Here is a 25,584-nt window from a genome sequence, read left to right as displayed (position 1 = left end):
GTCGGGATCACTCCGTTACTGGTTGCGGATCGCCCAGAGCTCCATATTCAGCCCCGGATACTGGCCCGAAACGTGCACCGCAATACCGCCCGAGGTGGTCATCTTGCTCCAATAGGGGCTGGCTGCGTCCAGTTCGAAATAGACCACGCCCGCGTGATAGGGAATCTGGCGCGGAGCGACCGGCAGCGGACGCAGGGTGATGCCAGGCAGCGCCGAGTTCACCAACTGCCGGATCTCTTCGACCGGGCCGGTCTTGGCCTGACCGGCAAAGTGGCGACGGATGTCCTCGGCGGGGATGTCGGCGTTCACCGCCAGCACAAAACCCGCATTGCCCACCAGCTTGCGGTCGGCAATCACACCCACGCTGATGCCGTATTTGCGTGCCTCCAGCGGGATCGACACGGCGGTCTGTTCCAGCACCGAGCTCAAGTACTGCCGCAGTACCCGGATCACCGGCGCGAAACTATCGGTCAGATTGTCATGCTCATAGGCCGGAAACTGCGGCGCGGCCTTGTCGGCGCTCATGAAGGTCGCCAACTCTCCGGCCAGCCCGGCGCAGACACGGTAGGCATGTTCGGGATGCACGTTCTCGATATGCGCAAAATGGCGCACCAGAGGCAGGTTTCGGTTGATCACCATCAGCAGCAGGAAATCCGAAATCTCGGCGGCCCCCTTGGCCGGCCCACCCTCGCTGAGCCGCCCGGCAAGCGCCTGCATCCGGTGTGACAGCAGGCCTTCAAGTTCGTTCAGGAACCCCGACAGCGGTGGCGCGGCGCGCACATCCAGCGCCGAGGGGATAAAGCCCCGATCCAGCACGATTTCCTTGTCGGGACGCACCTCGATGATCTTGGCGATTGGGATGGCCAGCCGGTCGGCCAGATCGTCCACCTCGAGCGCGAATTGCAGGCGCAGCTTGCCAACACCCAGCGTGACAGGCTTTTTCTGCTGGCTCATCACATCGGTGATCTCCAGCTCGGCCGGGCGCAAGCGGCTGAGCGATTGTTCCGCCCCGGTCAGATCGACCTCTGCCGCGCCCTGACGGCGTTGCGGCACGGTCAGGTAGACCACGCAATCCTTGATCGTTTCGGGCACTTCCAGCGCCGGGGGATGGTCATCGGCTTGCGGCACCCGGAACACGGTGCCGTCATGGGTCAGCCCGGCGCAGGACTTCAGCGCAAACTGCCCGACTTTCAACACCTCATCGTCAATCTCAAGCGCGCTCACTCCCCAGGCATAGGGCGTCACCCGCCGCGCGAGGCCCGAAACCAGCGCCTCGCCGTAGCGGTCGGCTTGCTGGAAGTGATGCGGTTGCAGGAACAACCCTTCCGTCCATAGCACCTTGCTGTCCCAGGACATGCCCTGCCCTCCCTTATTCACGCACCGCTTGTCTGCGGCGTTATTTCAGTTTTTCCAGCTGTTCCTTGTAGGCGCGCGCAAATTCGCGGCTGAACAGGTCGTGGAATTCGTTTTCCGCCTGATCCGAGATCTCGGCATACATCTTTTCATAGACTTCCCAATAGCGCGCCTTCTTGCCCCGAAAAAGCGAGCCAAGCGCGCCCGAGGTTTCGATCTTGCCCGCCACCTGTTCGGGGTCCAGCCGGGCCAGCACGCCTTTGAGCGCCGCCTCCATGCCGGTGATCATCGCCACCTGATGCGCTTTGATGTCATCCAACGCTTCTTTGGTGGCCTCCTCGGAACCCAGATAACCGCGCACGCGGGGCTTCACCATCGCCTCGATGGCCTGTTCGGGGCTGATCGAGAATTTCAGCGGGTTGTTGCCCCCAGCCCCGATCATGGTCTGGTCGATGCGGAACTCGGACTTGATCGAAGTGCGCGTCATCAGGATCTCGCGCAGGCCCGAGATCATCGCCCGCAGTACCCGCCCCATCCGGCCCATCGTGGCGGGCAAATCGGCATCGTCGATCTGAATGTCGTCCAGCTCCAGCGCCTCAAGGAAGGCCCGCGCGGCGGAGGTGTCGCCAACAGAAACAGGGGCAGCCGGAGCGGGTTTTGCTTCCGGTGGCACCACAGGCGGCGTGCGCTCGGGCTCGGGAGTGGTCGAGGGTGGCAAGACAGTCTGTTCTTCCGATGGCGGCTGTTGCGCGCCCGGCGTCGGCTTGGCCACGGGTGCGGGCGGCTCAGGCTTAGAGGGGCTCAGCAGATCATCGTCCCAGTCGTCGGGGATGAACGAACCCCCGCCCGAGGACGGGGCCGCAAACGCATCCGTCGGAGATGGGTTGTGCATCGCGTCGCTGGCACCTTCGCCCTCCATCCCGTCGCTGGGCTTTTGGAAGAACGGGTCGTCATCCTCCATCGGTGGCAGCAGATCGTCGATCGGATCGGGGATGTCGATCTGCCCCGGTCCCTTGGGCGCGTCGCCGCCCAACAGATCATCCAGAAAATCCCCGCCCGGAGGCGCGTCGTCCAGCAGTGCCAGCGGATCGGGTGCATTGCCCGCGACCCCATGGCTGACGTCACCTTGAGCGGCGGGCGCCGGGATCATCTGTTCGAAACTGGGCAGATCAGCACCGATCTCGATCACCATCTCATAGCCACCCGCAACCAGTACATCACCGTTGCTCAGCGGTGTCGGGGTGCGGCCCAGCGGGATCTTGGAATAGTTCAGGAAGGTGCCGTTGGTCGACAGATCGACCACCGCCACATTGCCCGCGTTATCCTCGATCACGAAATGGCTTTTCGACAGGGTCTTGTCGGGATCGGGCAACACCAGATCATTCGCCGGGCCACGCCCAACGGTCAGAGAGCCGCCCTGCATCGAAACAGGACGGCCATCACCGGGCACCATCCCGGTGGATTGGAATTTGAGCGTTACGCCCATGGGTCTTTCTTCATCCTCCGGTCAGGACCGTAAACTCGCCCTTCAGGATCGCACCGCCGCAGGCACCGAGATCACCGATCCGGGCGGCGGGCAGTTTCTGGATAAAAACCGTCATCGAGCCTTTCACGATCGGATGCGGTGCTGGCGCTGCCGCGTGCATGTCAGTGACCCGCGCCGCTGGCAGCTTGCCCACCAGCACGGTGGGGCAGCAGGGCGGGATGATCGCCATCGGAGCAGGCACCGGTGGCACCGTCGGCGCGGGCACGTTGCACAGATGCATGTCCGACACTCTGGCCTGTGGCATTCCCGGCATGTTCAGCCCTCCTCCTCGGCTTCGGCTTTGACCCGTCCGTTGCCGCCGCGGGCGATATCCACGGCGCGGTCGACAAGTTCCTGAGTATAGGCTTCAAAATCGCCTTCATACGCGTCCATTGCAATCACATTTACCGCAAAAGCCATCACTTCCGAACCACCCGGCGGGGCTGGATGGTCGTCCAGCTCGCCCGGGCCCAGCGAGCCTTCGGCATAGATTGCGCTCAGGGCGCATTTGACGGTTTCGTCGTCCGGCTCGGCCATGTCAATCGCCTGCATCAGCTTTTCGCGGTTTTCCGGGCTTGGACGGAACACCCAGGCCTCGGCCGCCTCAAGCGCGGGCGTATTGTTGTCCGGCGCAGGTCCCACGAAATCACGCGCCGCCAGACAGGCCCACCAGACCCGTTCGCGCGGCGGCAACACGATCGACAATACACGCAGCATGTCGATGGGCTTGCCCTTGGCGTCCAGCTCGGCCAGCACCGCATCAGTGGGTGCGCTGGCAGGCGCTTCCAGTTTCAGGCTGAGTTTCGTATTCACTTCGGCCAGCATCCGCGCAGTGGGGAGGGCCGGAATTTTCGTCATTTTTTCAAAACGTTCTGTCATGACGGCCCCCATCAGTTAATCATCACTACGCCGCCCTTGAGGGTCAGCATGCCGCTGCCCTCAACGGTTGTGAGCGGACTTTTTACATCACATTTCGCATCGCCGGTAACAGTGATCATCGGTCCCTTGATGGTCACCCCCTTTGGATCGATCTTGACCGAGGACCCGGCCACTTTCAGCTCGATCGACTGTGCGGCGGTCATGGTGATCTTGCCCGCGTCGGCATCGACCGTGATGTTGCCCAGGCTGACCGTGGTGGCCTTGTTGCCCTGCTTGATCGTCTCGGTGTTGTTGCCGGTTACCGTGCGATCGGATTTTCCCTCGATCGTTTCGGACTGATCCGTCTTGATCTCGACCGTCTGGCTGCCGGTCTCGATGGTGAAGGTGTGATCGCCTTTCTGAATGGTCTCGGTAACATGTTGGTTGACAGTCCGGGTGATGCTTTTTGCCTCACCTTTTCCGACTTCAACTGCCGAGGCGTCCAGACCGACGGTTTCCACGATCCGGTCCTTGACCAGTCTCTCATGGTCTTTCTGCGCCTGGAAACGGACCAGTTCTTCGCCCGCTTTGTCCTCGAACATCAGCTCGTTATATTCGTCGGCCTTACCTTTTTTGGTGCTTTTGGTCTTGATCCCGGACTGCGTCTTGTTGTCGGGTAAAAGCCATGGATGAACCGGGGCGTTTTCACTAACCTTGTCGCTCGGGTTTTCGTTATAGAGCATACCCGTACAGATCGGCCTGTCTGGGTTGCCCTCTTCGAACTGAACGATGACCTCCTGCCCGATCCGCGGGATATGAATCATCCCCCAGTTCTTGCCGGACCACGGCGTTGCAACCCTGATCCAGCAGGTGGTCTTTTCATCATTTTTGCCTTCGCGATCCCAGTGGAACTGCACTTTGATCCGGCCCTGTTTGTCGGTGTAGATTTCCTCGCCCGACGGCCCGGTCACAATCGCTGTGTGCAGTCCCGGGATTTCTGGCCACGATGTGTTCATCGGCGCGCGGTATTGGACCTTGGCCGGGATAACCGTGAATTCAACCCGGTAGAGATCCTTGTTGTCCTCTTCGAACTCCAGCGCGCCGGTGTCCAGATCGGTCTCGCGCTTGACGAATTCGTAACCGGATGTGGTTTGCAGGTAATGTGTTGCGCTGGTGGTCAGATACTCGATATTCATCGCGTCATCGTCATGCTCGGTCAGCTTGAACTTCTCGCCAGTGGCCATCGTGCGCACCGTCGCACGGCCCCGCAGGTCCTGATGTTCGAGCTCCTCAATCTCCATCCTGACCTGAGCCCGTTTCTTGCCGTCATTCTTTTCTGAATAATAGTGACCGGGATAGTCGAAGACTTCATAGGCTTTGTGCGAATGCTTGGGCTTCAGGACAGTTTTTTCACGGATTTCATAGGTTTCCGGCTTCGGTTTCAGGAAATCGAAATCGCGCAGCACCACATTGCCCGAGACCACCGCCTCGCCGTAACCCCACTCGGTCACACGCTCATCGGTGCGCTGCTTGCCATCTTCGGCGGGCCAGAATTCAAGGGTAGAGTTTTCCTTGATGCTTGAATGCGAGCCCTTGTCGTCGGTCAGAACAAGCTTTTCGTATTTCTTGTCGGCATCGCTGTGGTCGAAATAGAAATAGATCCCCTCCTCTTCGGCCAGACGACAGACGAAATCATAATCCGTTTCGCGGTATTGCACGCAATAATCCCGCTTCGGCAGAGTGCCGCGAATGGAAAATTTGTAATCCGAAAACCCCAGATCATCGAACACCTTCTTGATGATCTCGTCAGCCTTCATTTCCTGGAATATCCGGCAATCGGTAGTTTTGGTCAGCATCCAGAACCACGGGCGCAACTCGGCCAGCAATTGCAGGTAGCCGTCGCGATAGGCCAGCCGCTCGACCGAGACCACGGTGCCGGTGAACAGCCTCTCGTTGCCCTCGCCTGTCTGCATATGCACCGTCATGATCTTGCCCAGCATATCCTCAAGCTTGACCTTGACGTCGCGCGACAGGAACTCGACCGATATCTCGGTGAGCTGGCTCAGACCTTCTTTGACGATGGCGCGCCGGATCACCAGCGGATCGACACTATTGCCCTCAACCACCACCGGCTTGAGGCCGAAGGTGTTTGTCTGCCAAAGCACCTGTTTTTCATGCATCTTAGGAGGCATCAGTTAATTCCTTTTTCCTCTGCCGGCGCCATCACAGGTCCGCCAGCAGCGCGGCAAGTTCCGCATCCATTTCGTCATCATCCCCGTCTGAATCGCCGTCGTCGCTGTCATCGCCGAACCCGGCCAGCAGCGCGTCCAGATCGTCATCCCCGCTGTCGTCGTCATCATCCCCGCCGAAATCCATATCGAGGTCCAGATCATCCCCGTCATCGCCGTCCTCGTCCGCCGCGGGCGGTTCGGGCTGTGGTGGCGATGGCTGGGGCGCGGGAACGCCTGTCCATGGCCCCAGAATCTCGCTGCCGCCAAGCGCGTTGAACGTACCCAGCCGGATCTCATCGCGCCCCTTGGGCGACAGGATCGGCATATACCCACGCTGCACCGTCTGTTCATGTTGCGCCATGGTCAGGTTGCGCTCGGTGCAGGGCAAGGCCACCTGATCACCATAGCGGTCATTGACGTAGTGGAACGGCATGTCCCCCAGCGACATCACGCTGCCCAGCCCCATCGAGCGGCCATTTTTGCGGAAGGATTGCGCCAGCAGGATCGTCACCAGCACCACCGGATTGGCCCAGAGCATACCGCGCAGCCCCTCAGCCATGGTGAATTCCTCAAACTCGAACTCATAGATCGGTTCGGATTTCGCGCCATATGGTCGGCGCAGCAGGAACCGGGGCGAGGCCAACGCCAGATGCCCCGCCTCGGGCATGGCGCGCAGGGTATCCCAGGCTTCGGCCACCAGCGGGTGGCGGTCCTTCTTGGCCACCTCGAGATAGCTAGGCGTGATCGCGCTGAAGAAGGGCGCATCCACATGTGCGGCCACCCGGGCGATCCGGCCCAGAATTTCGGCGTGCGGCGGCGTTTCCTCAAAGGTGTACAGGCCGATCAGCGCAGAGTAGCCGCCGCGTCCCAGTTCCTCGTCCAGCGGCTCTTCGGTCAGTAGGCGGACCAGACCGGTCTTGGCCAGATCCTCTTCGGCGGCCAGATCAGCGGCGATTTCCTCGGCGCTGACATCATAGAGCATGATTTCCAGCGTATCGTCGGCCTCGACGCTGCGCGCGATCAGGTCGAGGCTACGCCATTGCGCCTCGATCGACTGGAATTCCGGGTGGTGCAGCACCATCCGCATCGCCGCGCTCAGCGCCTCGTCCACCGCCTTTTGCATGGCGGCAGTGTCGGCGTCGGGCAGTTTGCGGATATGTGGGCCAACGATGCGTTTGAGCAGATCGTCCAGCGGCGAGGCCTGCGCCAGCTCACCGCCCGAATCGCCGATCAGTTTCTGGAAATCGCTCAATTTCAGATCGGCGCGCACGGTATTGCCGGATGAGGTCCGGCGCGGCGGCACAACGGCCTGGCCAAACTCCTCGCCCCAGCCAATCAGCTGTTTCGCGGCGTTATCGGCAGTGGCTCCGGCGCTCAACTGACTTTTCAGACCAGCGAGCCCTTCGAACAGTTCGACCTTTTCATAAAGCTCGTCGGGATGCAGATCGTCGAGTTCCTTCAGCTCCACCTCGATCCCGGCCCCGTCCTTGCCGATGGGCAGGGCAAGTTTCGTCGCGAAACCCTCGATGATCTCCTCGACCGTATCGGGGTCCAGCAGCGTCGCCTTGCGATTGGCCAGATCGGCCCCGGTTTCCACCAGCCCGCGCGCAGACCGGCCAGAGAAATCGCCAAACATCGCGATCCGGAACCGCTTGCGATCCAGCTTTTGCGGCTCAGGCCGGTCGGCGCTGATCGTGCCAAAAGCCAGCTCGGAATCATCGCTCATCTCAGTCTCGTCCTCGGCTTGGGTTTCGCTCTCAGACTCGTCATCAAGGCCCGCCAGCAGCGCGTCCAGATCGTCGTCGCCACCTTCGGCATCATCGTCACCCAAGAGAGCGCCAAGATCGGTGGGTTCATCGCTTTCCAGATCGGCAAGCAAGGCATCCAGATCGCCGCCATCCGAGCCATCTTCTTCTGTTACGTCGGGCACTTCGTCGGTATCGAGATCGGCCAGCAGGGCATCCAGATCATCCAGCCCGTCACTCTCTTCTTCGTCCTCTTCGGCGTCAAGATCGGCCAAAAGGGCGTCAAGTTCATCGCCGCTATCGTCGCTTTCGAGATCGGCCAAAAGGGCGTCGAGATCGGTGTCATCCTCTGCCTCACCGGCTTCGGCCACCGCGTCACCCATGTCCGACAAATCGTTCAGCAGCGCATCCAGATCGTCATCTGCGGAATCGTCCTCTGCCTCGGTGGCTAGGGTGTAGTCGCCTGCGTTCAGATCGCCAAGCAGGGCATCGAGGTCATCCTCGCCGTCCGCACCAACATCCGAGGCACCGATATCCGCCAGCAGATCATCCAATTCGCCGCTATCTACGTCACCGCCGGAGGCCTCGTCGCCAACATCTGTTGCGTCCAGGTCGGTTAGCAGTTCGTCCAGATCATCGCTTTCGGCCTCGGGGCCATCATCGGACAGATCGTCAAGCAGCGCATCCAGATCAGTATCATCCGCGTCAACACCGCCCGGGTCATCGGTTAGTTCAACCTCCCCGGGTTCCTCATCCCCAAGATCGGCCAACAGCGCGTCAAGGTCGTCGTCACCCGCATCCTCATCAGTGTCAGACGCGTCGTCGGACAGGTCTGAAAGCAGAGCATCAAGATCGGTATCGTCCGCGTCTTCCGCCTCGGGGCTTTCCAGACCGTCCAAAACATCCACGACTGGATCGTCCTGCGCACCGGGTTGCTCATCGGGTAGGTCGGTGTCCGCCAGATCGTTCAGAATGTCGCCGGATGTGTCGGTGTCCTCTGCCTCTTCTGGCGCATCTTCGGCCAGATCGGCCAGCAGCGCATCGACACCATCATCGGGCGCGTCCTGTTCGGGTACATCCGTGGCGAAGCCGCTCAACACATCTTCAGTGCCATCCTCGTCGGCGCTCTCTTCTGCCTCGGGGAGCGAGGCCAGCGCATCCTCCAGCGGTTCATCTGCGTCTTCTTCCGGAGCATAATCCGCCATGTCGGCCAGCAGCGCGTCCAGATCATCACTTTCAGTGTCTTCAACCGGAGCCGCGTCGGCAAGCTCGTCCAAAACATCCGTGTTACCATCCTCGGTCGCCTCAACTGGCGCCTCCGGCAGCGACGAGAGCGCATCATCGAGCGCAGTATCCTCGGGTTCGTCCTCTTCGGGGGCCGCGTCGGAGAGGTCAGCAAGCAGGTCGTCCAGATCGTCAGTTTCAACCTCTTCGGCCGGGGCCGCATCGGCAAGCCCGCTCAGAACCTCAGCATTACCTTCGTCAGCCGCTTCAGCAGGCGCATCCGGCAGAGAGGACAACGCGTCATCAAGCGCAGTGTCTTCAGCCGCGTCTTCTCCCGAAGCCCTGTCAGAGAGATCGGCGAGCAGATCGTCCAGATCATCCTCTGGCACCTCGTCGCTGGGCGCTGCCTCGGCCAGATCGTGGAGAATATCTGTACTTGTGTCCTCGTCACCTGCGTCGTCGGTCTCGGGCACCGAGGCGAGCGCGTCGCTGACACTGGTATCGACCCCCACCAGATCACCGGGCGCGGCTGCCGCCAGATCAACCAGCACATCCGGGGTGGGATCAGATTCGTCAATCTCTGCCGCTTCGGGGATCGAGGCCAGCGCATCGGCAACCGCCGTGTCATTCTCGGCCTCGGGGGCGGCCTCCGGCAACGATCCCAAGGCATCGGACAGGGCACTGTCGGCTTCGGGTTCGTCAGGTTGTTCGGTGGCAAGATCGCTCAGTATGTCAGCGCTGTGATCTTCATCGGGCGCGGTGTCGGCCTCGGGGATCGAGGCCAGCGCGTCAGCGACAGAACTGTCCGCATCTGCCTCTTCGGGTGCCGCGGCAGCAAGACCGGTCAGGATATCGTCCGATGTGTCAGTCTCTTCGCGGTCTTCAACTTCGGGCAGCGACCCCAACACATCGGCAAGCGCGCTGTCTTCGTCCTCGGGTTGTTCGGTTTCGGGCAGCGACGCCAGAGCATCCGCGACGGAGCGGTCAGGCTCCTCAGTCTCCACCGGGGCGGCGGCGGCCAGATCGCTGAGGACATCCCCCGATCTGTCCTCGTCATCCGGGATGTCGGCCTCGGGCAACGACGAGAGCGCATTGGCGACCGAGTTGTCCTTCGGAGCGTCCTCGGGGGCGGCAGCGCGCAAGGCGTCCAGAACGCCGGTATCATCCTCGTCTTTCGCCTCGGTGACCTCGGCAGCGCGCAGGGACTCGAGCGCCGAATCCGTGTCGCCGGAAGGCTCGGAGGCTGCCACCGCCGAAAGCAGGCTCGGATCGGCGAGGATTTTCTCGATCAGTGTCTCGGCCCCGGTTTTGCCGTCCATATAGGCCATCAGATTGTCGAGCTGGGTGCGCGCCTCAAGCAGGGCGCGCAGCGGTTCGATCTTGGCGGCAATGGCGGCGGGGTTGAAATCGCTCATCTTCTCGAAGGTCAGATCGACGGGTAAGTTCCCCTCGCCCGTCACCGTGTTGGGGACGGTGAATTCGACCCGTGGGGCCATCGCCTTCATCCGGTCGTCGAAATTGTCGACGTCGATCTCCAGAAACTTGCGATCCTCGATGCCGGGCTGCGCCACATTCGACTTGCCCGCCAGATCGCTCATCACCCCCATCACGAAGGGCAATTGCACCTTCTTCTCGGCCCCATAAAGTTCCACATCATATTCGATCTGGACCCTTGGTGCGCGATTGCGAGCGATGAATTTCTGTGAGCTGTCAGCCATCGCGCCCTGCTTTCAGTTCCGCGACTTCCTTGCGCAGGGCGCGCAGCTCCTCGTGCATGGCAAGCACGTGTTCGTCCACCACATCCGTCTCGGTCCGCACCAATTCGCGCAGTTTCTCGAACTCGAGCTCGGATTCGTCCTCCACCGCCGATTGCATGGTGTTGACCAGCAGACCGATGAAGAGGTTCAGAACCGAAAACGCAGTGATGACGATGAAGGGCACGAAGAAAACCCAGGCGGTTGGATAAACATCCATCACCGGGCGCACGATGCCCATAGACCAGCTTTCCAGCGTCATGATCTGGAACAACGAATAGAGCGATCGGCCCAGCGTGCCGAACCAGATATCGAAAGCGGGGCCGTACATCAGCGTGGCCATCACGGCGAAGACGTAGAACACGATCGAAATCATGATGATCACCGCGCCCATGCCGGGCAGCGCATCCAGCAGCGCCTGCACAACCGCGCGCATCTGCGGAATGACCGAGAGCAACCGCATCGCCCGGATCACCCGCAGACCCCGCAGCGCCGACAACCCGTCGCGATCCGGCAGCAGGCCAACGCCGACAACCAGAAGGTCAAAGATGTTCCAGGCGTTGTTGAAGAACCGCAGACGATAAGCGTAGAACTTGATCAGAAGCTCGATCACGAAAATGCCCAGCACCACCCGGTCGAACACTGCCAGCAGATCACCGACCTGGGCCTGAACCGCCGCCGAGGTCGACAGGCCCAGCGTGATCGCGTTGATGATGATGACACCAAGAATGGCGTTCTGGATCGACCTTCGCTCGATGAACTCGCGCGCGCGCTCTTGCATTGTCATGGCACCCTCTGCGCTGCTGCTGTCCATCGGATCTATCCTTTGCAGGTCTTGAATGCGCCGGGCACGGCATCAGCGCCGCGCCCGGTGACGTGTTCATGCGCCGTTAGGCGGCGATATCGCTGATCTCATCCACCAGTTTGTAGATGCCCGAGACCGAGGTCACCATGGTTTTGGCCTCTTTCAGCACGGTTTTCTTGTCCAGGGCCTTGATCTTGTCGACGATCGTCGTGTCATCGACCTTCATGCCGTTACCCTCCATCAGGGTCTGCATCTCGCCGAGGAATTTCTGGCGTTCCTCCAGCTTGGCGGCCATCGCAGTGGCCTCGCGCTTGAGGGTCATGCATTCGGCCCCCAGCTTGATACCTTCCTTGAGCGTTTTCTGCGCTTTCGCCGCCTTCATCAGCTTGTCTGCGGCCACGCCCAGCGAATCGACCTTCTGCCGCGTCTTGGTGGTGTGCTCGCGATATTGCTGCCGCTTCTTGTCGGCGTCCTTGTTGTAGACGGCGATGCCCTTGATGGTGAAATCCAGCAATTCCTGTGCGATCTTCTTGGGGTCGCGCCCCTTGGTGACCTCGTCGCCCATTGCGACGGCCTTGCCGGTCAGTTTCTTGATCGCTTCCATCGGCTTTTTGACCGAGATACCCGAGGTATCGGTGATGCCCTGGCGTTCCGCTGCCTGCATGATCGTGGTGCCGCGCAGGGTGATGTATTTCTGGATCGCACTATAGAGATCCTTGCGCAGCTTTTCCTCGCTCTTGAGCTGCTGCTGGATTTCCTTGCCCAGGTTGTAAACCTGCTTGACGATGGTCTTGTAGGCCATCACATCCGCCCCCGACGAACCCACAAGGCGGGCGACGGCGGTACCGATCTTGATCACGCCCATGCTGACCTTGAGCGTGGTTTTGACCCGCGCCTCTTTCAGCAGCTTGTCCTTGTTGCCCTCGACCTTGAGCTGCTTCTGGATCGCAACCTGCGCCGCGCCCTCGGCCGAGGCCATGGCGTTCTTGATCGACTGATTGGTGCCCTGGATCAGCTTTTCGGCTGCTTCCTTGCCCTTTTCGCCGGGAGTTTTCTTGAGAATCTCGGCGACCTTGGCGTCAAGCTTGACCGCTTCTTCGGTAATGACCGTTTCATAGCGTTCAAGCTCTTTCATCCCTGTCGCTTCGAGCCGCTTCAGCGCGGTCGAGGGGACCGGGTCGGGCTTCTTCAGCTTGCCGGATGTGGTGATCTCGAACTGGACGTCAACCTTGTATTTCGGCAGTTCGATATATTGCAGCTTGGGCTTCGACCGGATCAGGTCGACGACACCGAATTTATGCTTCGTTACTGTGGTCTTTGCCATGAGGCTATCCTCGCGATCTCATGAGTGTTTAAGATGACGCCTTAATCAAACACACAGCCACTAGCGCCATCTGTGAATTTGTTTTCAGAGCGGATGAAAAAGTTACCCGCAGTCACAACCTAACATGGAACAAATATTGCGGCGCATCCGGGATCAAAAAAACCCAGGAGTGCGGATGCGCCTGTGCTTTGATGCGATCTTCCTTTCGTCTGGCCTTTCTTGCTGTCAACTGCCCCTGACCTCACCTGCGCCCGCACCAGGGTACGCATACTCAGGGACCAAGCCGACCGGTCAACCGATGGCTGCCTCAAGCTGATCCTTGCCCTCAGAGGCGATATCATTGAACAGCCCCACTGCGGTGTTGAGCGTATCCAGCGTATTGGACGCCTCGCTGAAACCAACACCGGCATTTGCGCCAGCCAGCGTCAGATTTACCACCGCCGGAAAGACCTTTTCAAAGATATCGGCATATTTGGGGTTCGATCCGCTCAACGCATCCAGGACCTGTTTCAGCTTGGGCGCGTTCTTGTCCGCCGCTGAAACCCGACCCATCATTGTCGAGCAGGAATCGAGCGCCTTGTTCAGAACGGCGCGCGCCTTCTTCAGCTTGTCCAGATACTTGCGCGCCTCTTTGCTGGTGGACTTTTTCATCGCCTTCTCAAGCTTGTCGCACTCGGCCAATCCTTTGACGATGGCCTGAGACAGCTTGCGCCCCCCGACCTCAAGTCCGGCGACCTTGTTTTGCCAGAGGCCATAGTTCTTGTCACATTTCGGCAGCGTTGCCAGAAACGGCGCGTCGGTACCCAAAATGCCCTTCAGGACCGTCGCGCCAACCTCGGAACCGCCCTGCGCCTTCTTTTTGGCCTCGCCATCGGCAGTCCGGTATCGCTTGAGCAACGTATCCAGATCGCCTTTCAGAACCTTCTCGACCTTTTCGGCCTCGCGCGCGGTATCCTTGATCTTGTCGGCCAGCGCCGCAACACCCCGCACCAGCGAGACAATCCCCAGCACAAGCGAGGCCCCACCCGTTGCCGCCGATCCGGCCACGCCAACAGCGCCGCCAACCACGCCAAGGACGCCCAGTGTGATGTCAAAGCCGGTCTTGACCTTGTAATCCTTGTATTGCTGTTTGCGCTTCACGAAAGCTTTCCAGCGGTTTACCGGAATCGCTTCGAAATGCTTCTTGGTCCCGCCCATGAGCGTCTTGAGCTTGACGTCAAAGTTCTTGACCAGCCCGTCGACCTTTTTCTGGTCGGTCTCTTTCTTGATTGCCGTATCTGTCGACATCAGCTCTTTGGCGAGGCTGGCCACCAGCTTGTCCGCCAGGGCGTTGGCGTCGTCGACCATCTGCTGAGGCGTGACATAGTCACCCTCGTTTTCCAGCACATCCAGCAAGTCTTCGTTGAGCTTCAGCTGGAAATTGTAGCCTTTCAGCTCTTTCAGCCAGTCAGGCTTGTATTTCTTGGTGATCTCGGCGCCCAGATCCTTTTTCCAGATGACGACACCTTTGCCGACCTTCTGTTTGGGCGCATCGGTCGATGCGGTCTTGGTGCGATCTTCCTCGGCCTTCTTCTTGGCCGCGATCTCTTTTTCTTTCTTGTCTATGATCTTGGGATATTTCTTCAGGACAGTGACCGTATCCTTGTGCGAAGAGCCGCATATCTTGACCGCGCCCGCAACCTTGCGTTTGAGATCGGAAATGGCTTTCAGGGACTTGTCCCAATCCATTTGATCTTCGGCAATCTGGAAATCCTTGAGAGCATCACCAAGACCGGTCTTCTTGAGCAGTTTGGGTTTGTTTTTTGACCACCACTTCTGGTCAAGCTCGGGCGTCATAGTCGCTTTCATGGCTTCCTCCTGTTTTGTGGCATGCACGCGCGACGTGCGGTGCTCTAGTCAAACCCGTAGGTGAACTCCCCGTCTGTAACGTCGATCACAACCTTAGATATATCATCCCCTTCCATCATTCGCTTGAGGAATTCGGCCGAAATATCGGGCAGCATCGTGTTGGTGACGATGGCGTCGATCATCCGTCCACCGCTGTCGAGTTCCTGACAGCGGTTGACGATCTCCTCGACCACCGCATCGGAATATTCGAAGGGCACGCCATGGGCTTCCTGCACCCGTTTCTGGATTCGGCCCAGTTGCAGCTTGGTGATCTCGGCGATCATATGCGGGCTGAGCGGGTAATACGGGATCGTCACCAGACGACCCAGCAGCGCGGGCGGGAAGACCTTGAGCATCGGATCGCGCAAAGATTTGGCCAGCCCCTCGGGATCGGGCATCAGGTCGGGGTCGGCGCACATGTCCATGATCATCTCGGTGCCGACATTCGAGGTCAGCAGGATCAACGTGTTCTTGAAGTCGATCACGCGGCCTTCGCCATCCTCCATGACGCCCTTGTCGAAGACCTGAAAGAAGATTTCATGCACATCGGGGTGCGCCTTTTCGACCTCATCCAGCAGCACGACCGAATAGGGTTTGCGCCGCACCGCTTCGGTCAGCACGCCGCCCTCGCCATATCCGACATAACCCGGAGGGGCCCCTTTCAGTGAGCTGACGGTATGCGCCTCCTGATATTCGGACATGTTGATGGTGATGACGTTCTGTTCCCCACCATAAAGCACCTCGGCCAGCGCCAGCGCGGTTTCGGTCTTACCGACGCCGGATGTCCCGGCCAGCATGAACACCCCGATGGGTTTGGAGGGATTATCCAACCCCGCGCGGCTGGTCTGGATGCGTTTGGCGATCATCTTCATCGCGTGATCCTGGCCGATCACACGTTTTGACAGATGCTCTTCGAGGGTCAGGATCGTCTCGATCTCGTCCTTGACCATGCGGCCCACCGGAATGCCGGTCCAGTCGCCCACGACCGATGCCACTGCCTGATGATCGACAATGGGCAAGATCAGCGGGCTATCTCCCTGCACCTCTTCCAGCTCGGCATTCTTGGCCTTGAGTTCAGCCATCAGCGCCTCGCGGTCCATTGGCGCGGCCTCGGTATCGGGCAGCGCCTCGGATTCTGCGGCTTCTTCGGTGGCTGCAACGCCCTCGGGGGTGCCGGTGCCTTCGACCTCCCGCCCGCCTTCGCGCAGCTTGGCGCGCAGGTCGAGGATGGATTCCACAACTGCCTTTTCCGCGTCCCATCGTTCAGTCAGACCGGTAAGGCGTTCCTCTTCGACCTCTTTTGCTGCGGTCACCGCCTCGCGTCGGTCACCGACGTCATAGCCTGCGGTCTCGTCCCGGCCGATGATCTCAAGCTCGGTGGTCAGTGCTTCGATCCGGCGGCGGCTGTCATCGACCTCGGCCGGGACCGCATGCTGGCTGACCGCAACGCGGGCGCAGGCGGTGTCCAGCAGGCTCACCGATTTGTCGGGCAATTGCCGTGCCGGGATATAGCGCGCCGAAAGAGTCACTGCCGCCTCGATCCCTTCGTCCAGCACCTGCACCCGGTGGTGCCCTTCCAGCATCGAGGCGATGCCACGCATCATCAGCACGGCTTTGGGGATGTCGGGCTCATCGACCTGCACCACCTGAAAACGGCGGGTCAGGGCGGGGTCTTTTTCGATGTATTTCTTGTATTCGGCCCAAGTGGTCGCGCCGATTGTGCGCAGTGTACCGCGCGCCAGCGCCGGTTTCAGCAAGTTAGCAGCATCGCCGGTGCCCGCCGCCCCTCCTGCCCCCACAAGTGTATGAGTTTCATCGACAAACATGACGATGGGGGTCGGGCTGGCCTGCACCTCGTCAATCACTTGCCGCAGGCGGTTTTCGAACTCGCCCTTCATGGACGCACCGGCCTGCAACAGGCCCACATCCAGCACCAAAAGCCGCACATCCTTGAGCGCAGGCGGCACATCGCCGCGCGCGATGCGCAGCGCAAAGCCTTCGACCACCGCGGTTTTGCCAACGCCCGCCTCGCCGGTCAGGATCGGGTTGTTCTGGCGGCGGCGCATCAGCACGTCGACGATCTGACGGATTTCCTCGTCCCGACCCACGATCGGGTCGATCTCGCCATTGCGGGCCTGTTCGGTGAGATCGGTGCAGAACTGCTCCAATGCCTCGCCCTTGCCCATCGCGCCGGGCGCCATCGAGCCGCTGGCCTCGCCGGGTTCAGCCCCGCCGCCGACCGTCGATCCGTCCTGCGCGCCCAGACTGTCCTCGGGCGAGCCATCGGTGGCCGCGTTGAAATTGTCGGCCAGATCATCCGCACCGATCGAGCCTAGCTCGGGCGACATGGTCTGCAGGATATTGCGCAAGGCGGGTGTCTTGAGCATACCCAAAATCAGGTAGCCGGAGCGCACCTTGCTGTCGGAATAAAGCAGCGATCCCCAGACCCAGCCGCGTTCCATGGAATCCATCAGATGATCGGACAGGTCCGAGATGGTCGAGGCCCCGCGCGGCAGCATGTCCAGCGAGCGGGTCAGTTCCGTGGCGATCTTGCCCGGGTCCAGATCGTAATGCTGGATGATACGGTGAATGTCGCTGTCCTGCCCGTTCAGAATCTGGTGCAGCCAGTGCTGAATTTCCACGTAGGGGTTGCCCCGCATCTTGCAGAAGACGGTCGCCCCCTCGATGGCCTGATATCCCAGTTTGTTCAGCTTGCCGAACAGCGCCACGCGGCTGATCTCAGTCATTTTGATTTCCTTTCGTCCCTGTCGGCTTTTCTTGCAAACCGTGTCTCAAATCTTGTGTCTCAAGCGGCGGAATAGGCCGGGTAGAGGATCAGATCCTCGGCATCCGGCCTGCCCGTGTTATCCTCATCACGGCTGCGCACCCAGCTTGTGTGCCCCAGCCGTGTCGTACCGCCCAGCGAGGCGCGCGGCACCTCGTCGCCCGCCAGCACCAGGTTGACCTCCCAATCCAGCGCGTCGCCCACATGGGTTCGCACGATGCTTTCCAGCCGCTCCTGCGAAACCCCGCCCGGCAGCAGGCGTTCGTAATCCTCCAGCGAGAGCGGCCCGATGCGGATGCGGAACTTGGCCGAGCGTGACCAGACCCGGTTGCCGATGCTGGTGGACTGTCCCAACCCCACCATACCGCCCAATTGCCAAGTGTCATCCGGTTCCAGTTCCAACCACGATCCGACAAAGTCCTGCAGAGCGACCGGGACGTGGAAGAACTGAGACAGCATCGCCACCAGACCTTCGGCGGTTTTGGGCCCCGAGGACAGATGCCCGGCAAAAAACCGGCGCGTCCTGTCGGGCATCGCATCGCGTTCGGCATGGCCCTTGCCCTTGAATCCCGCCAGCGCCGCGACGCGCTGTTCGAACGGGTCATCGCCCCGGTCAAAGCTGGGGGCAGGTCGGGATGCCGCCCAGGCGCGATAGAGCAGACCCATCAGCCGATGGGTGAGCATGTCGGCAAACGCCACGAAGGTCGGGTCGCGGTGGTTGCGCAGCCGGTCGCGGGCAAACTCGCTCAGATGCAGCGGCAGCGGGCCGTGCGGGCCGAAGAAGCCGAACCAGTGATTGCTGATCCGTGCCGGTTTCGCACCCGTCGCAGGCGTAAAGCTGGTGATGGTCGAGGGCGGAAAGGCAAGGCTGACATCCTGGGTCAGGCGCACTTTATCCTCGCGCGGACGGCGCGACTCGCCCAGCCGCGGCGCATCGTGGTAATGCGCCTCCAACACGCGAAGCGCCTGAAAAACATGATGTTTCTCAGGGTGTTTCGCAAGCTCTGCCAGCAGGCTCAGATGATCCGGCCGAGGCCGGTCGCCGGTCTCCATCTGGCAATTTCTCCTCGTCTGTCGGTTGTCAGCACCGTTTCGGTGAAACTGTTTATATTTGTGTATTTGCGAAAGAACCGCTCAAGCACCGCGCCCAGAACATAGACGCTGGTGCCCTCAAAAAAGCTCTCGTCAAAGGCGATGGTGATCTCCAGCCCGCGCACCGCAGTGCTGAGCACCTCGTCGCTCATCCGGCGCACGATCGGGCGGCTGGACACAGCAGTGATGCCTTCGAGCTGTTTCTCGGTCACCCGGTCGCCCAGCGGGGCATAAATGCCCAGCAATTCGCGCAGCGCCGCCGAGCCGCCATTATGCCCGTCACCGTCGATGGACAGGTAGTTCAGGCTGAGATGGCTGATCAGTTTCCACGCCGCGTCGCCCTGCGCCAGCTTGGAATGTGGGCGGGTCGGCGTGACCGGGGTACGGATCGACTTGACCGGGCCGCTTTCAGCCAGAAAGAACACGTTATCGCCGCCGGTTGACAGCAGCATCGGCAGATCGCGGTTGGAACAGAGCGCCTCAACCGCCAACTGGTTGAGCGAGGACGGGTATGGCGCCTGCGCCCGGTCCACCAGAGTCAGAAACAACTCGGACCCCAGATAAGAAGTGCGCACACCGCGCAGACGTTCCTTTTCGTTGCGCTGCCGCATCCGGCGCCCGATCGTATAATAGGCCTGGTGGTGGTCCCCGGCCGAGGTCAGATCAGTGTCGGAATAGAACGGGCGGAACTCGATATCGCCTTCTTCGTCACTACGGATGCCGCGCACCTTCTCAATCGAGAAGATCTCGTAGTCCAGCCCGGCGGTCCGGCTGGGCACGATATGGTGCTCGGTGTCTTTGGTGGTGACATGCACCCGGTCGCAGCGGCGGTGGAACAGGTTGATCGCGGGCACCGCGTTCAGCGTGAAAGCCGTGGGCGTGACCGCAGGGGCCACATCCTTTGCGCCCTCGCGCAGCAGCACGTAGATATCGACCTCATCACCCTCGGCACGTTTGAGCGCAGGGTTCAGGCCGATGAGTTCGACAAACAGGAACCGCTGCGGCATCGCGAAATATTCCTGCAGCAGGCGGTAGCCGTCGAAGCTCTGCGGTGGCGTCGGCAGCAGCGCCTCATCACGCTCAAAGCCCCGCGCCTCGGTTCCGCTTCCGGGCAGCGCCAGTGTCCAGTCGGCGCGCCGGTCGGTGGATCGACCGGTCAAGCCCTGGCACTGAGTGCAGAGCAATTCATGCAGGCTCCAGGCCGCGCCGCTTTGCGGGTCCAGATGCAGCACCAGCCGGTCCAGTGGCAATTCGGCCAACGACCCGCCATCCGAGCGTTTCAGACGCAGACGGATACCGGCGCGGGCGTCGATATCACGGGCCAGCCCGGCGGCAACCAGTTCGCCGCGCCCGTCGATATATTCCGCTTCGCTGATTTCGATCGGCCACATGGTCACATCCGCGCCGGTGCGGAATTCGCAAGGGGTCTGCTCGCCTTCCATGAGGCGGGACTGCAGCGTCGATCCGCGCGGGATCGTAAAACCTTCGGCCAGCGCGGAATTGCCCGGATCCGGCAGAAGCTCGGCAATCATCATCGACGGTGTGGGCGCAAGGTAATGCGGATAGACGATTTCCAGCAGGTTCGAGGTGAAGGCCGGGAACTGCATGTCCAGTTCCAGCTGCACCCGCGCGGCCAGAAAGGCGCTGCCTTCCAGCAATCGCTCGACATAGGGGTCGATGACCTCGATCCCCTCCATGCCCAGACGGGCGGCGATCTTGGGATAGGCCTGCGCAAACTCGGCGCCCATCTCGCGCAGGAAGGCCAGTTCGGTTTCGTAATGTTTGAGAAGCCGTGTATCCATCGTCAGCTCCGCTCGATGGCGACTTCGCCGGTGGTCACATCGACGCGGCTGCGCAGATACAGTTCCAGCGGCATCGGCTGGGCCCACATCACCGCGCGAATATCAAACTCGATCTGCATCTCGCCCGAGCGTTCCTCGGAGCGCAGCTCGACCATGACCGAGCCGTCGACGATGCGCGGCTCGAACACCGCCACCGCATCCGCGATCGAGCGCTGGATCAGCCGCGCGCGCTCCATCGTAGAAAACGCTCCCGAAGTTTCACGGATGCCATAATTCAACACCGATTTGGCCGCATGCGGATAGGCCTTCGGGTCAATCAGGTCGGAATGATCGGTGGTGTTCAGCAACATGGACAGGTCGCGCTGAATGATCTCGCGCAGGCGGGACACGTCGATGACCCGCGCGTCGCGTCCTTCTTTCTGCGTTTCTGGCGCATCATCGGTCAGCCGGTCGAGCAGCGACGGCTGAAGCCGCTCTGCCAGTGTCCGTTCAGCCATCTGAGACCTGTTCTTCGGCTGGGCTGACATCCAGCACAAGTTCGCGCAAATCCAGCAGGGCGACATCCGACTGATCGGTCGCCAGCAGCCGCTGGCCAACCCCAACAAAGGTTTCAGCCCCGCCATCGACCCATTCCGTGGCGCGCGCCAGTTTCGCGGCATCGTCGCCTTGCGCGATGGTGTCCGGATAGCGGGTCGGGATCAGCGCCGCGACCTCGCCGCCGCTGGCGACGGTCAGCGTGCCCGCGGTCCAGACCGCGTCGCGCAGATCGCTGGGTTCCTCACAGGTCAATTTAATGATCTGCGAGAAAGGCAGCCAGAAATATCGCCCGTTTACAATGACTTCCAGAACCGGACCCAGACGCATGTCAGCGTCGGCAATCCATTCGAACGCCTCGCCGTTGACCGTTCCGGAGGTGGCCGGGGCGGCGTCGAACGCCCTGGCGCGCAGCTCGGCGGCTTCAGCGGCATGTCCGCCGGCAAAAAGTTTCTGCGCCTCGATCAGATGGGCCAACCATTCCTCGGGCTCGCCGAAGATCAGCGGTGTCTTTTCACCGGCAAAGACCTTTTCGCGGTAAACCTCGCAGATGATCGCTTCGCGATAGGTCTTGGCCATCATCGTGGCCAGCTCATCCATTTCCGCGCTGAGTTTCAGCTGCGTGATGGCGCGTTTCCAGTCGCCCAGCACGCACAGAAGCTGAAACAGGAAAATCCGCAGCGCGGGGTCTGCGGGATTGGCCCGAATCTTGTCCTGCAGGCTGGTCAGAGCGGCGGTCAGGTCGCCCGATTTCAAATGTTCTTCCGGCGTCATACAGTCCTCGCCCGCTCAAATCCTGGGATGCAGAATCGAAAAAAGACCCGGGCGGTTGGCACCGCCGGGGCCCGTCGTCTTGTGGGGATCAACTGACGTCGCCGGTCTCCAGATTCCACAGGAACGAGTTGCAGTCGCTGAGCGCGCCGCTTTCGAAATCGGCGATCTTGTATTTGATCTCGATGCCGCGATAGGCGATGGTCCAGCTTTCCTCGGGGATCTGCTCTTCGCCGCCCGACACCGAATAGCTGTCGATAATCGCGTGGCGCAGGGTCCAGATCAGATAGGGCTCCATACCCTTCTTCTCGGTGTCGCCAGCCCGGCACATGTGGATGATCAGTTCCTTGGACGCCTTGCCCGAAGCCACATAGGTCATCAGTTTGGCCGAGGCTTTGCTGAGTTCCGTGGTGACCGAAATCTTGCCGAAATTAGTGTTGGCATAGCCACGCTGGGTCGTGCCCAGGTCGGTCATGTCCAGCGTACGTTCGACATTCCATTCGATCGATTTGACCGCAATCCAGTCCTTATGCTGCTTTTCGCGTGCTTCACCGGGGATCTGGTCGATTTTGATATATACGTTTTCCATTCTCGTCTCCTTCGAGGTGCGGAGGTATCAATGCCGCGTTGTTCGTTTCGATGACACAGGGATAACTCAGAAAGAATCACCAATCTGCGAACTTTTTCACTAAGCGCCCTTTTCTGACGGAAGCTTCGAAACAAGTCGCAGCGAGACCGAAAGCCCTTCAAGCTGATAATGCGGACGCAGGAAGAATTTCGAGGTATAATACCCCGGATTTCCTTCCACATCCTCGACTACGACCTCGGCCGATGCGAGCGGTTTGCGCGCCTTCTCGGACTCGGCCGAAATATCGGCGTTGAAGTCGACATACTGGTTAATCCAGTCCTGCAGCCAGGACTGCATGTCGTCGCGACTTTTGAAGGAGCCGACTTTGTCACGCACCATGCATTTGAGGTAATGCGCGAATCGGCAGGTCGCGAAGAGATAGGGCAACCGCGCCGCCAGATTGGCGTTTGCGGTGGCGTCCGGGTCGTCATATTCCGCCGGTTTGTGCAGCGACTGCGCCCCGATAAAGGCCGCCGTGTCGGTGTTCTTGCGGTGGATCAGGGGCATCATGCCGTTTTTGGCCAGTTCCGCCTCGCGCCGGTCCGAGATTGCGATCTCGGTGGGGCACTTCATGTCCACGCCGCCATCGTCGGTCGGGAAGGTATGTGCGGGCAGATTTTCCAGCGCACCGCCCGATTCCACACCGCGAATACGCGAGCACCAGCCGTATTCCTTGAAAGAGCGATTGATGTTGACCGCCATGCCGTAGGCCGCGTTCACCCAACCATATTTGCTGCTGTCGGCGCCGTCGGTTTCTTCTTCGAATGCGAACTCCTCGACCGGCTCGGTCTTGGCGCCATAGGGCAGACGGCCCAGGAAGCGCGGCATCGCAAGCCCGACATATTTGGCATCTTCGCTGTCGCGCAGCGACCGCCAGGCGGCATATTCCGGGGTCTGGAAGATCTTGGTCAGGTCGCGTGGATTGGCCAGTTCCGACCAGCTGTCCATCTGGAACAGGGTGGGCTTGGCACCGGTGATCAGCGGCGCATGGGCCGCTGCAGCGATCTTGGACATCTCGCCGAGCAGTTCGATATCCTGCGGGCTGTGGTCGAAATGGTAATCGGCGATCAGGGTGCCATAGGGCTCGCCGCCCATCTGGCCGAATTCCTCTTCGTAGAGCTTCTTGAAGATCGGTGACTGGTCCCAGGCGGTGCCTTTGAACTTGCGCAGGGTCTTGTGCATGTCCTTTTTGGAACAGTTCAGAACCCGGATTTTTAGCATCTCGTCGGTTTCGGTGTTGTTGACGAGATAATGCAGACCCCGCCACGCGCTTTCCATTTGCTGGAATTCTTCGTGGTGCAGGATCAGATTGACCTGCTCGGTCAGCTTCTGGTCGATCTCGGCGATGATGCTTTCGATCGAGCGCAGCGCGTCATCCGAGATCAGTGCGGTGTTGGCCAGCGCCTGCTCGGCCAATGTCTTGACCGCGCTTTCAACGGCGGTTTTGGCCTGATCGGATTTCGGGCGAAATTCCTTGGTCAGCAGCGCTTCGAATTCGGACGATCCAAACGCGGTTGCGCCTTCGGCGGCTTCGACCTGGGCTTCTTCGTCGGCCATATCTTACTCCTCCTCGGCGGCGTCATCGCCCGGCTTGGGCTGCGCGGCCAGTGTCTTGAGCAGGCTCGGGTCCTGCATGATCTTGGAAATCAGGTCCTCGGCCCCGGTCTTGCCATCCATATAGGTCATCAGGTTGGAAAGCTGGGTGCGGGCATCCAGCAGTTCCTTGAGCGGCTCGACCTTGGCAGCAATCGCCGCCGGGCTGAAATCAGCCATCGATTCAAAGGTGATATCGACGGCCATATTGCCCTCACCGGTCAGGGTGTTGGGCACGGTGAAGGCGGCGCGCGGGGCCATCGACTTCATCCGGTCGTCGAAATTGTCGACGTCGATCTCAAGGAATTTGCGGTCGGCCACGGCGGGCTGTTCCACCTCGGACTTACCGGCAAGATCGCTCATCACGCCCATCACGAAGGGCAGCTGAACTTTCTTCTCGGCGCCATAAAGTTCCACATCATATTCGATCTGAACCCTGGGCGCCCTGTTTCTGGCTATGAATTTCTGTGAACTACCGGCCATGTCTGAGCCTCCTCAATTCTTCATCCGTTCTGTTCCACTGTCCGGAGCGGGCACGGCCCGGCCGGTCAATAATCGTAGTCGTCACTGCCTTTGATGCCGCCGATGCGGCGCACTTCGGACAGACCCTCTTTGGCCATGTCCTCGATGATGGTCAGGAAATCGGCGCTGACCAGCCGCTTGGCGCGATCCAGCAGGATCGGCACCGGGCTGGAAGGTTCGGTGCGCGCATAATAGTCCATGATGCGGTCCAGCATCATGGTGACATCCGTTGGCGAGTTGATCGCCCCGCCGCCACCGGACGGTTTGGGGGCCGCGCCACCGCCCCCCGCAGGCGCATCATCCGCGCCCTCGGGTTCATCTGCCGGAACCTCGGCACCAGAATGTTTGGCCAGCGCGCGCTGCAATTTTTTGAGCGTATCCTTGAGCGGATCAAGCGTCGGCCCTTCGCCCGGCGTGTTTTCCACGAACACACCATCAATGGCGTCCACATCCTCAAGGGCTGCGTTGACTGCTGCAAGGCTGGCCTCAAGCACGTCGTCATCAGTGTCCTGAAACGCCGCAGAGACCGAGGCCGCATCCGGCACGTCATCCAGATCTGACGGCATGTTGGCGGTGCCTTCGGCCACTTCGATATGGCGCAGCGTGATGCGCCCGAACATGCGGCTGTCGGTCAGCGCGGTCCGACGCAGGGCGCGCAACACGCGGTCCGATCCGGCGATCCCCGCCACCGCGTTGATCCGCATGGTGGCGTCGCCGTCATCCTCATCCAGTTCGGGGTGGCAGGTGTCCCAATAATCCTCGAGCAGCGCGCGCAGGTATTTGGTGACATCGGCAAACTCTGGCAGACCCTTGGTGTTCAGCACAGCCTCAGCCAGAAACACGCCAGCCCGGATGTCATGGCTTTGCTCCATGACGGCCAGCGCCTTGTCGCGCACATCGCCCCAGTCCTGTTCCTGCGCTTCCTTGACCTCGTCGCCCATCTGCTGCTCTTCGCCAGGCTGCGCGGCCAGTTCCAGGTCTGTGAAGGCCGGGTCGTATTCAAGATTGTCGCCGCTTGGCGGATTTGTATCCCGTGGTTCGAGATAGGCAGCCAGATCCATTTTAGCTCCGCTGGATTCTTTATTCTTCGCGGCAACAGTTGCCCCTTCGGGTTGCATCCGAATTGGCCCCTGACCTCCTGTCTTGACGAA

Annotated in this window: 18 protein-coding genes and 1 pseudogene; all 19 read right to left on the bottom strand. The window is 60.6% G+C overall.

Going from position 1 to position 25,584, the window contains the following annotated elements:
* Positions 1-15 precede the first annotated feature (15 nt).
* Complete coding sequence (gene tssK, locus M3P21_RS15760; RefSeq protein ID WP_249711344.1) at positions 16-1,356, bottom strand: type VI secretion system baseplate subunit TssK; 1,341 nt, start codon at positions 1,354-1,356, stop codon at positions 16-18.
* A 40-nt stretch (positions 1,357-1,396) separates the two neighbouring features.
* Entirely contained in the window at positions 1,397-2,839 is a 1,443-nt protein-coding gene (gene tagH, locus M3P21_RS15755; RefSeq protein WP_249711342.1) for a type VI secretion system-associated FHA domain protein TagH, read from the bottom strand.
* A gap of 10 nt (positions 2,840-2,849) precedes the next feature.
* Positions 2,850-3,152, bottom strand: a complete 303-nt coding sequence (locus M3P21_RS15750) for a PAAR domain-containing protein (RefSeq protein WP_249711341.1) — start codon at positions 3,150-3,152, stop codon at positions 2,850-2,852.
* Between the two features lie 2 nt (positions 3,153-3,154).
* A complete protein-coding gene (locus tag M3P21_RS15745) occupies positions 3,155-3,757 on the bottom strand; it encodes a DUF6931 family protein (RefSeq protein ID WP_249711340.1) in 603 nt (200 codons plus the stop codon).
* An 11-nt stretch (positions 3,758-3,768) separates the two neighbouring features.
* Complete coding sequence (locus tag M3P21_RS15740; protein ID WP_249711338.1) at positions 3,769-5,928, bottom strand: type VI secretion system Vgr family protein; 2,160 nt, start codon at positions 5,926-5,928, stop codon at positions 3,769-3,771.
* Positions 5,929-5,959: 31 nt separating this feature from the next.
* Positions 5,960-9,325, bottom strand: coding sequence for a type VI secretion system contractile sheath domain-containing protein (locus tag M3P21_RS22750; protein ID WP_373320048.1), 3,366 nt, complete (start codon positions 9,323-9,325; stop codon positions 5,960-5,962).
* 825 nt (positions 9,326-10,150) lie between these two features.
* A pseudogene (gene tssB, locus M3P21_RS15730) lies at positions 10,151-10,654 on the bottom strand (type VI secretion system contractile sheath small subunit); the annotation flags it as partial.
* Positions 10,647-11,504, bottom strand: coding sequence for an ion transporter (locus M3P21_RS15725; protein ID WP_249711336.1), 858 nt, complete (start codon positions 11,502-11,504; stop codon positions 10,647-10,649). The gene M3P21_RS15725 and the pseudogene tssB (M3P21_RS15730), both read right to left, overlap by 8 nt.
* Before the next feature lie 76 nt (positions 11,505-11,580).
* On the bottom strand, positions 11,581-12,819 hold the full coding sequence (locus tag M3P21_RS15720; RefSeq protein WP_249711335.1) for a hypothetical protein: 1,239 nt from the start codon (positions 12,817-12,819) through the stop codon (positions 11,581-11,583).
* A gap of 291 nt (positions 12,820-13,110) precedes the next feature.
* The gene (locus M3P21_RS15715) at positions 13,111-14,667 is read right to left on the bottom strand and encodes a hypothetical protein (RefSeq protein ID WP_249711333.1); all 1,557 of its coding nucleotides are present in this window, start codon (positions 14,665-14,667) and stop codon (positions 13,111-13,113) included.
* Positions 14,668-14,711: 44 nt separating this feature from the next.
* Positions 14,712-17,453, bottom strand: a complete 2,742-nt coding sequence (gene tssH, locus M3P21_RS15710) for a type VI secretion system ATPase TssH (protein WP_249711332.1) — start codon at positions 17,451-17,453, stop codon at positions 14,712-14,714.
* 59 nt (positions 17,454-17,512) lie between these two features.
* Positions 17,513-18,544 (bottom strand): type VI secretion system baseplate subunit TssG, encoded by a 1,032-nt coding sequence (gene tssG / locus M3P21_RS15705; protein ID WP_249711330.1) that lies wholly within the window; start codon positions 18,542-18,544, stop codon positions 17,513-17,515.
* Positions 18,508-20,385, bottom strand: a complete 1,878-nt coding sequence (gene tssF / locus M3P21_RS15700) for a type VI secretion system baseplate subunit TssF (protein WP_249711329.1) — start codon at positions 20,383-20,385, stop codon at positions 18,508-18,510. Before tssF ends, tssG begins: the two co-directional genes overlap by 37 nt.
* A 2-nt stretch (positions 20,386-20,387) precedes the next feature.
* The gene (gene tssE / locus M3P21_RS15695; protein WP_249711327.1) at positions 20,388-20,882 is read right to left on the bottom strand and encodes a type VI secretion system baseplate subunit TssE; all 495 of its coding nucleotides are present in this window, start codon (positions 20,880-20,882) and stop codon (positions 20,388-20,390) included.
* Positions 20,875-21,693, bottom strand: a complete 819-nt coding sequence (locus tag M3P21_RS15690; RefSeq protein WP_249711326.1) for a type VI secretion system accessory protein TagJ — start codon at positions 21,691-21,693, stop codon at positions 20,875-20,877. The genes tssE and M3P21_RS15690 overlap by 8 nt, the downstream gene beginning before the upstream one ends.
* Positions 21,694-21,781: 88 nt before the next feature.
* Complete coding sequence (locus M3P21_RS15685; RefSeq protein ID WP_249711325.1) at positions 21,782-22,279, bottom strand: Hcp family type VI secretion system effector; 498 nt, start codon at positions 22,277-22,279, stop codon at positions 21,782-21,784.
* A 99-nt stretch (positions 22,280-22,378) separates the two neighbouring features.
* Entirely contained in the window at positions 22,379-23,875 is a 1,497-nt protein-coding gene (tssC, locus tag M3P21_RS15680) for a type VI secretion system contractile sheath large subunit (protein WP_249711324.1), read from the bottom strand.
* 3 nt (positions 23,876-23,878) lie between these two features.
* On the bottom strand, positions 23,879-24,394 hold the full coding sequence (tssB, locus tag M3P21_RS15675; protein WP_249711322.1) for a type VI secretion system contractile sheath small subunit: 516 nt from the start codon (positions 24,392-24,394) through the stop codon (positions 23,879-23,881).
* 65 nt (positions 24,395-24,459) lie between these two features.
* A complete protein-coding gene (tssA, locus tag M3P21_RS15670; RefSeq protein WP_249711320.1) occupies positions 24,460-25,494 on the bottom strand; it encodes a type VI secretion system protein TssA in 1,035 nt (344 codons plus the stop codon).
* Positions 25,495-25,584: the final 90 nt, after the last annotated feature.

The organism is Ruegeria spongiae (genome assembly GCF_023502395.1).
GTDB classification, from domain to species: domain Bacteria; phylum Pseudomonadota; class Alphaproteobacteria; order Rhodobacterales; family Rhodobacteraceae; genus Ruegeria_C; species Ruegeria_C spongiae.
This window is presented reverse-complemented; position numbering and strand designations above follow the sequence as displayed.

Coding starts and splice junctions, on each gene's coding strand:
- M3P21_RS15750 (WP_249711341.1), bottom strand. CDS start 3,152: ATGCCGGGAATGCCACAGGCCAGAGTGTCGGACATGCATCTGTGCAAC.
- tssK (WP_249711344.1), bottom strand. CDS start 1,356: ATGTCCTGGGACAGCAAGGTGCTATGGACGGAAGGGTTGTTCCTGCAA.
- tssF (WP_249711329.1), bottom strand. CDS start 20,385: ATGGATACACGGCTTCTCAAACATTACGAAACCGAACTGGCCTTCCTG.
- tssE (WP_249711327.1), bottom strand. CDS start 20,882: ATGGCTGAACGGACACTGGCAGAGCGGCTTCAGCCGTCGCTGCTCGAC.
- tagH (WP_249711342.1), bottom strand. CDS start 2,839: ATGGGCGTAACGCTCAAATTCCAATCCACCGGGATGGTGCCCGGTGAT.
- tssH (WP_249711332.1), bottom strand. CDS start 17,453: ATGACTGAGATCAGCCGCGTGGCGCTGTTCGGCAAGCTGAACAAACTG.
- M3P21_RS15715 (WP_249711333.1), bottom strand. CDS start 14,667: ATGAAAGCGACTATGACGCCCGAGCTTGACCAGAAGTGGTGGTCAAAA.
- M3P21_RS15690 (WP_249711326.1), bottom strand. CDS start 21,693: ATGACGCCGGAAGAACATTTGAAATCGGGCGACCTGACCGCCGCTCTG.
- tssG (WP_249711330.1), bottom strand. CDS start 18,544: ATGGAGACCGGCGACCGGCCTCGGCCGGATCATCTGAGCCTGCTGGCA.
- tssB (WP_249711322.1), bottom strand. CDS start 24,394: ATGGCCGGTAGTTCACAGAAATTCATAGCCAGAAACAGGGCGCCCAGG.
- M3P21_RS15685 (WP_249711325.1), bottom strand. CDS start 22,279: ATGGAAAACGTATATATCAAAATCGACCAGATCCCCGGTGAAGCACGC.
- M3P21_RS15740 (WP_249711338.1), bottom strand. CDS start 5,928: ATGCCTCCTAAGATGCATGAAAAACAGGTGCTTTGGCAGACAAACACC.
- M3P21_RS15720 (WP_249711335.1), bottom strand. CDS start 12,819: ATGGCAAAGACCACAGTAACGAAGCATAAATTCGGTGTCGTCGACCTG.
- M3P21_RS15745 (WP_249711340.1), bottom strand. CDS start 3,757: ATGACAGAACGTTTTGAAAAAATGACGAAAATTCCGGCCCTCCCCACT.
- tssA (WP_249711320.1), bottom strand. CDS start 25,494: ATGGATCTGGCTGCCTATCTCGAACCACGGGATACAAATCCGCCAAGC.
- tssC (WP_249711324.1), bottom strand. CDS start 23,875: ATGGCCGACGAAGAAGCCCAGGTCGAAGCCGCCGAAGGCGCAACCGCG.
- M3P21_RS15725 (WP_249711336.1), bottom strand. CDS start 11,504: ATGGACAGCAGCAGCGCAGAGGGTGCCATGACAATGCAAGAGCGCGCG.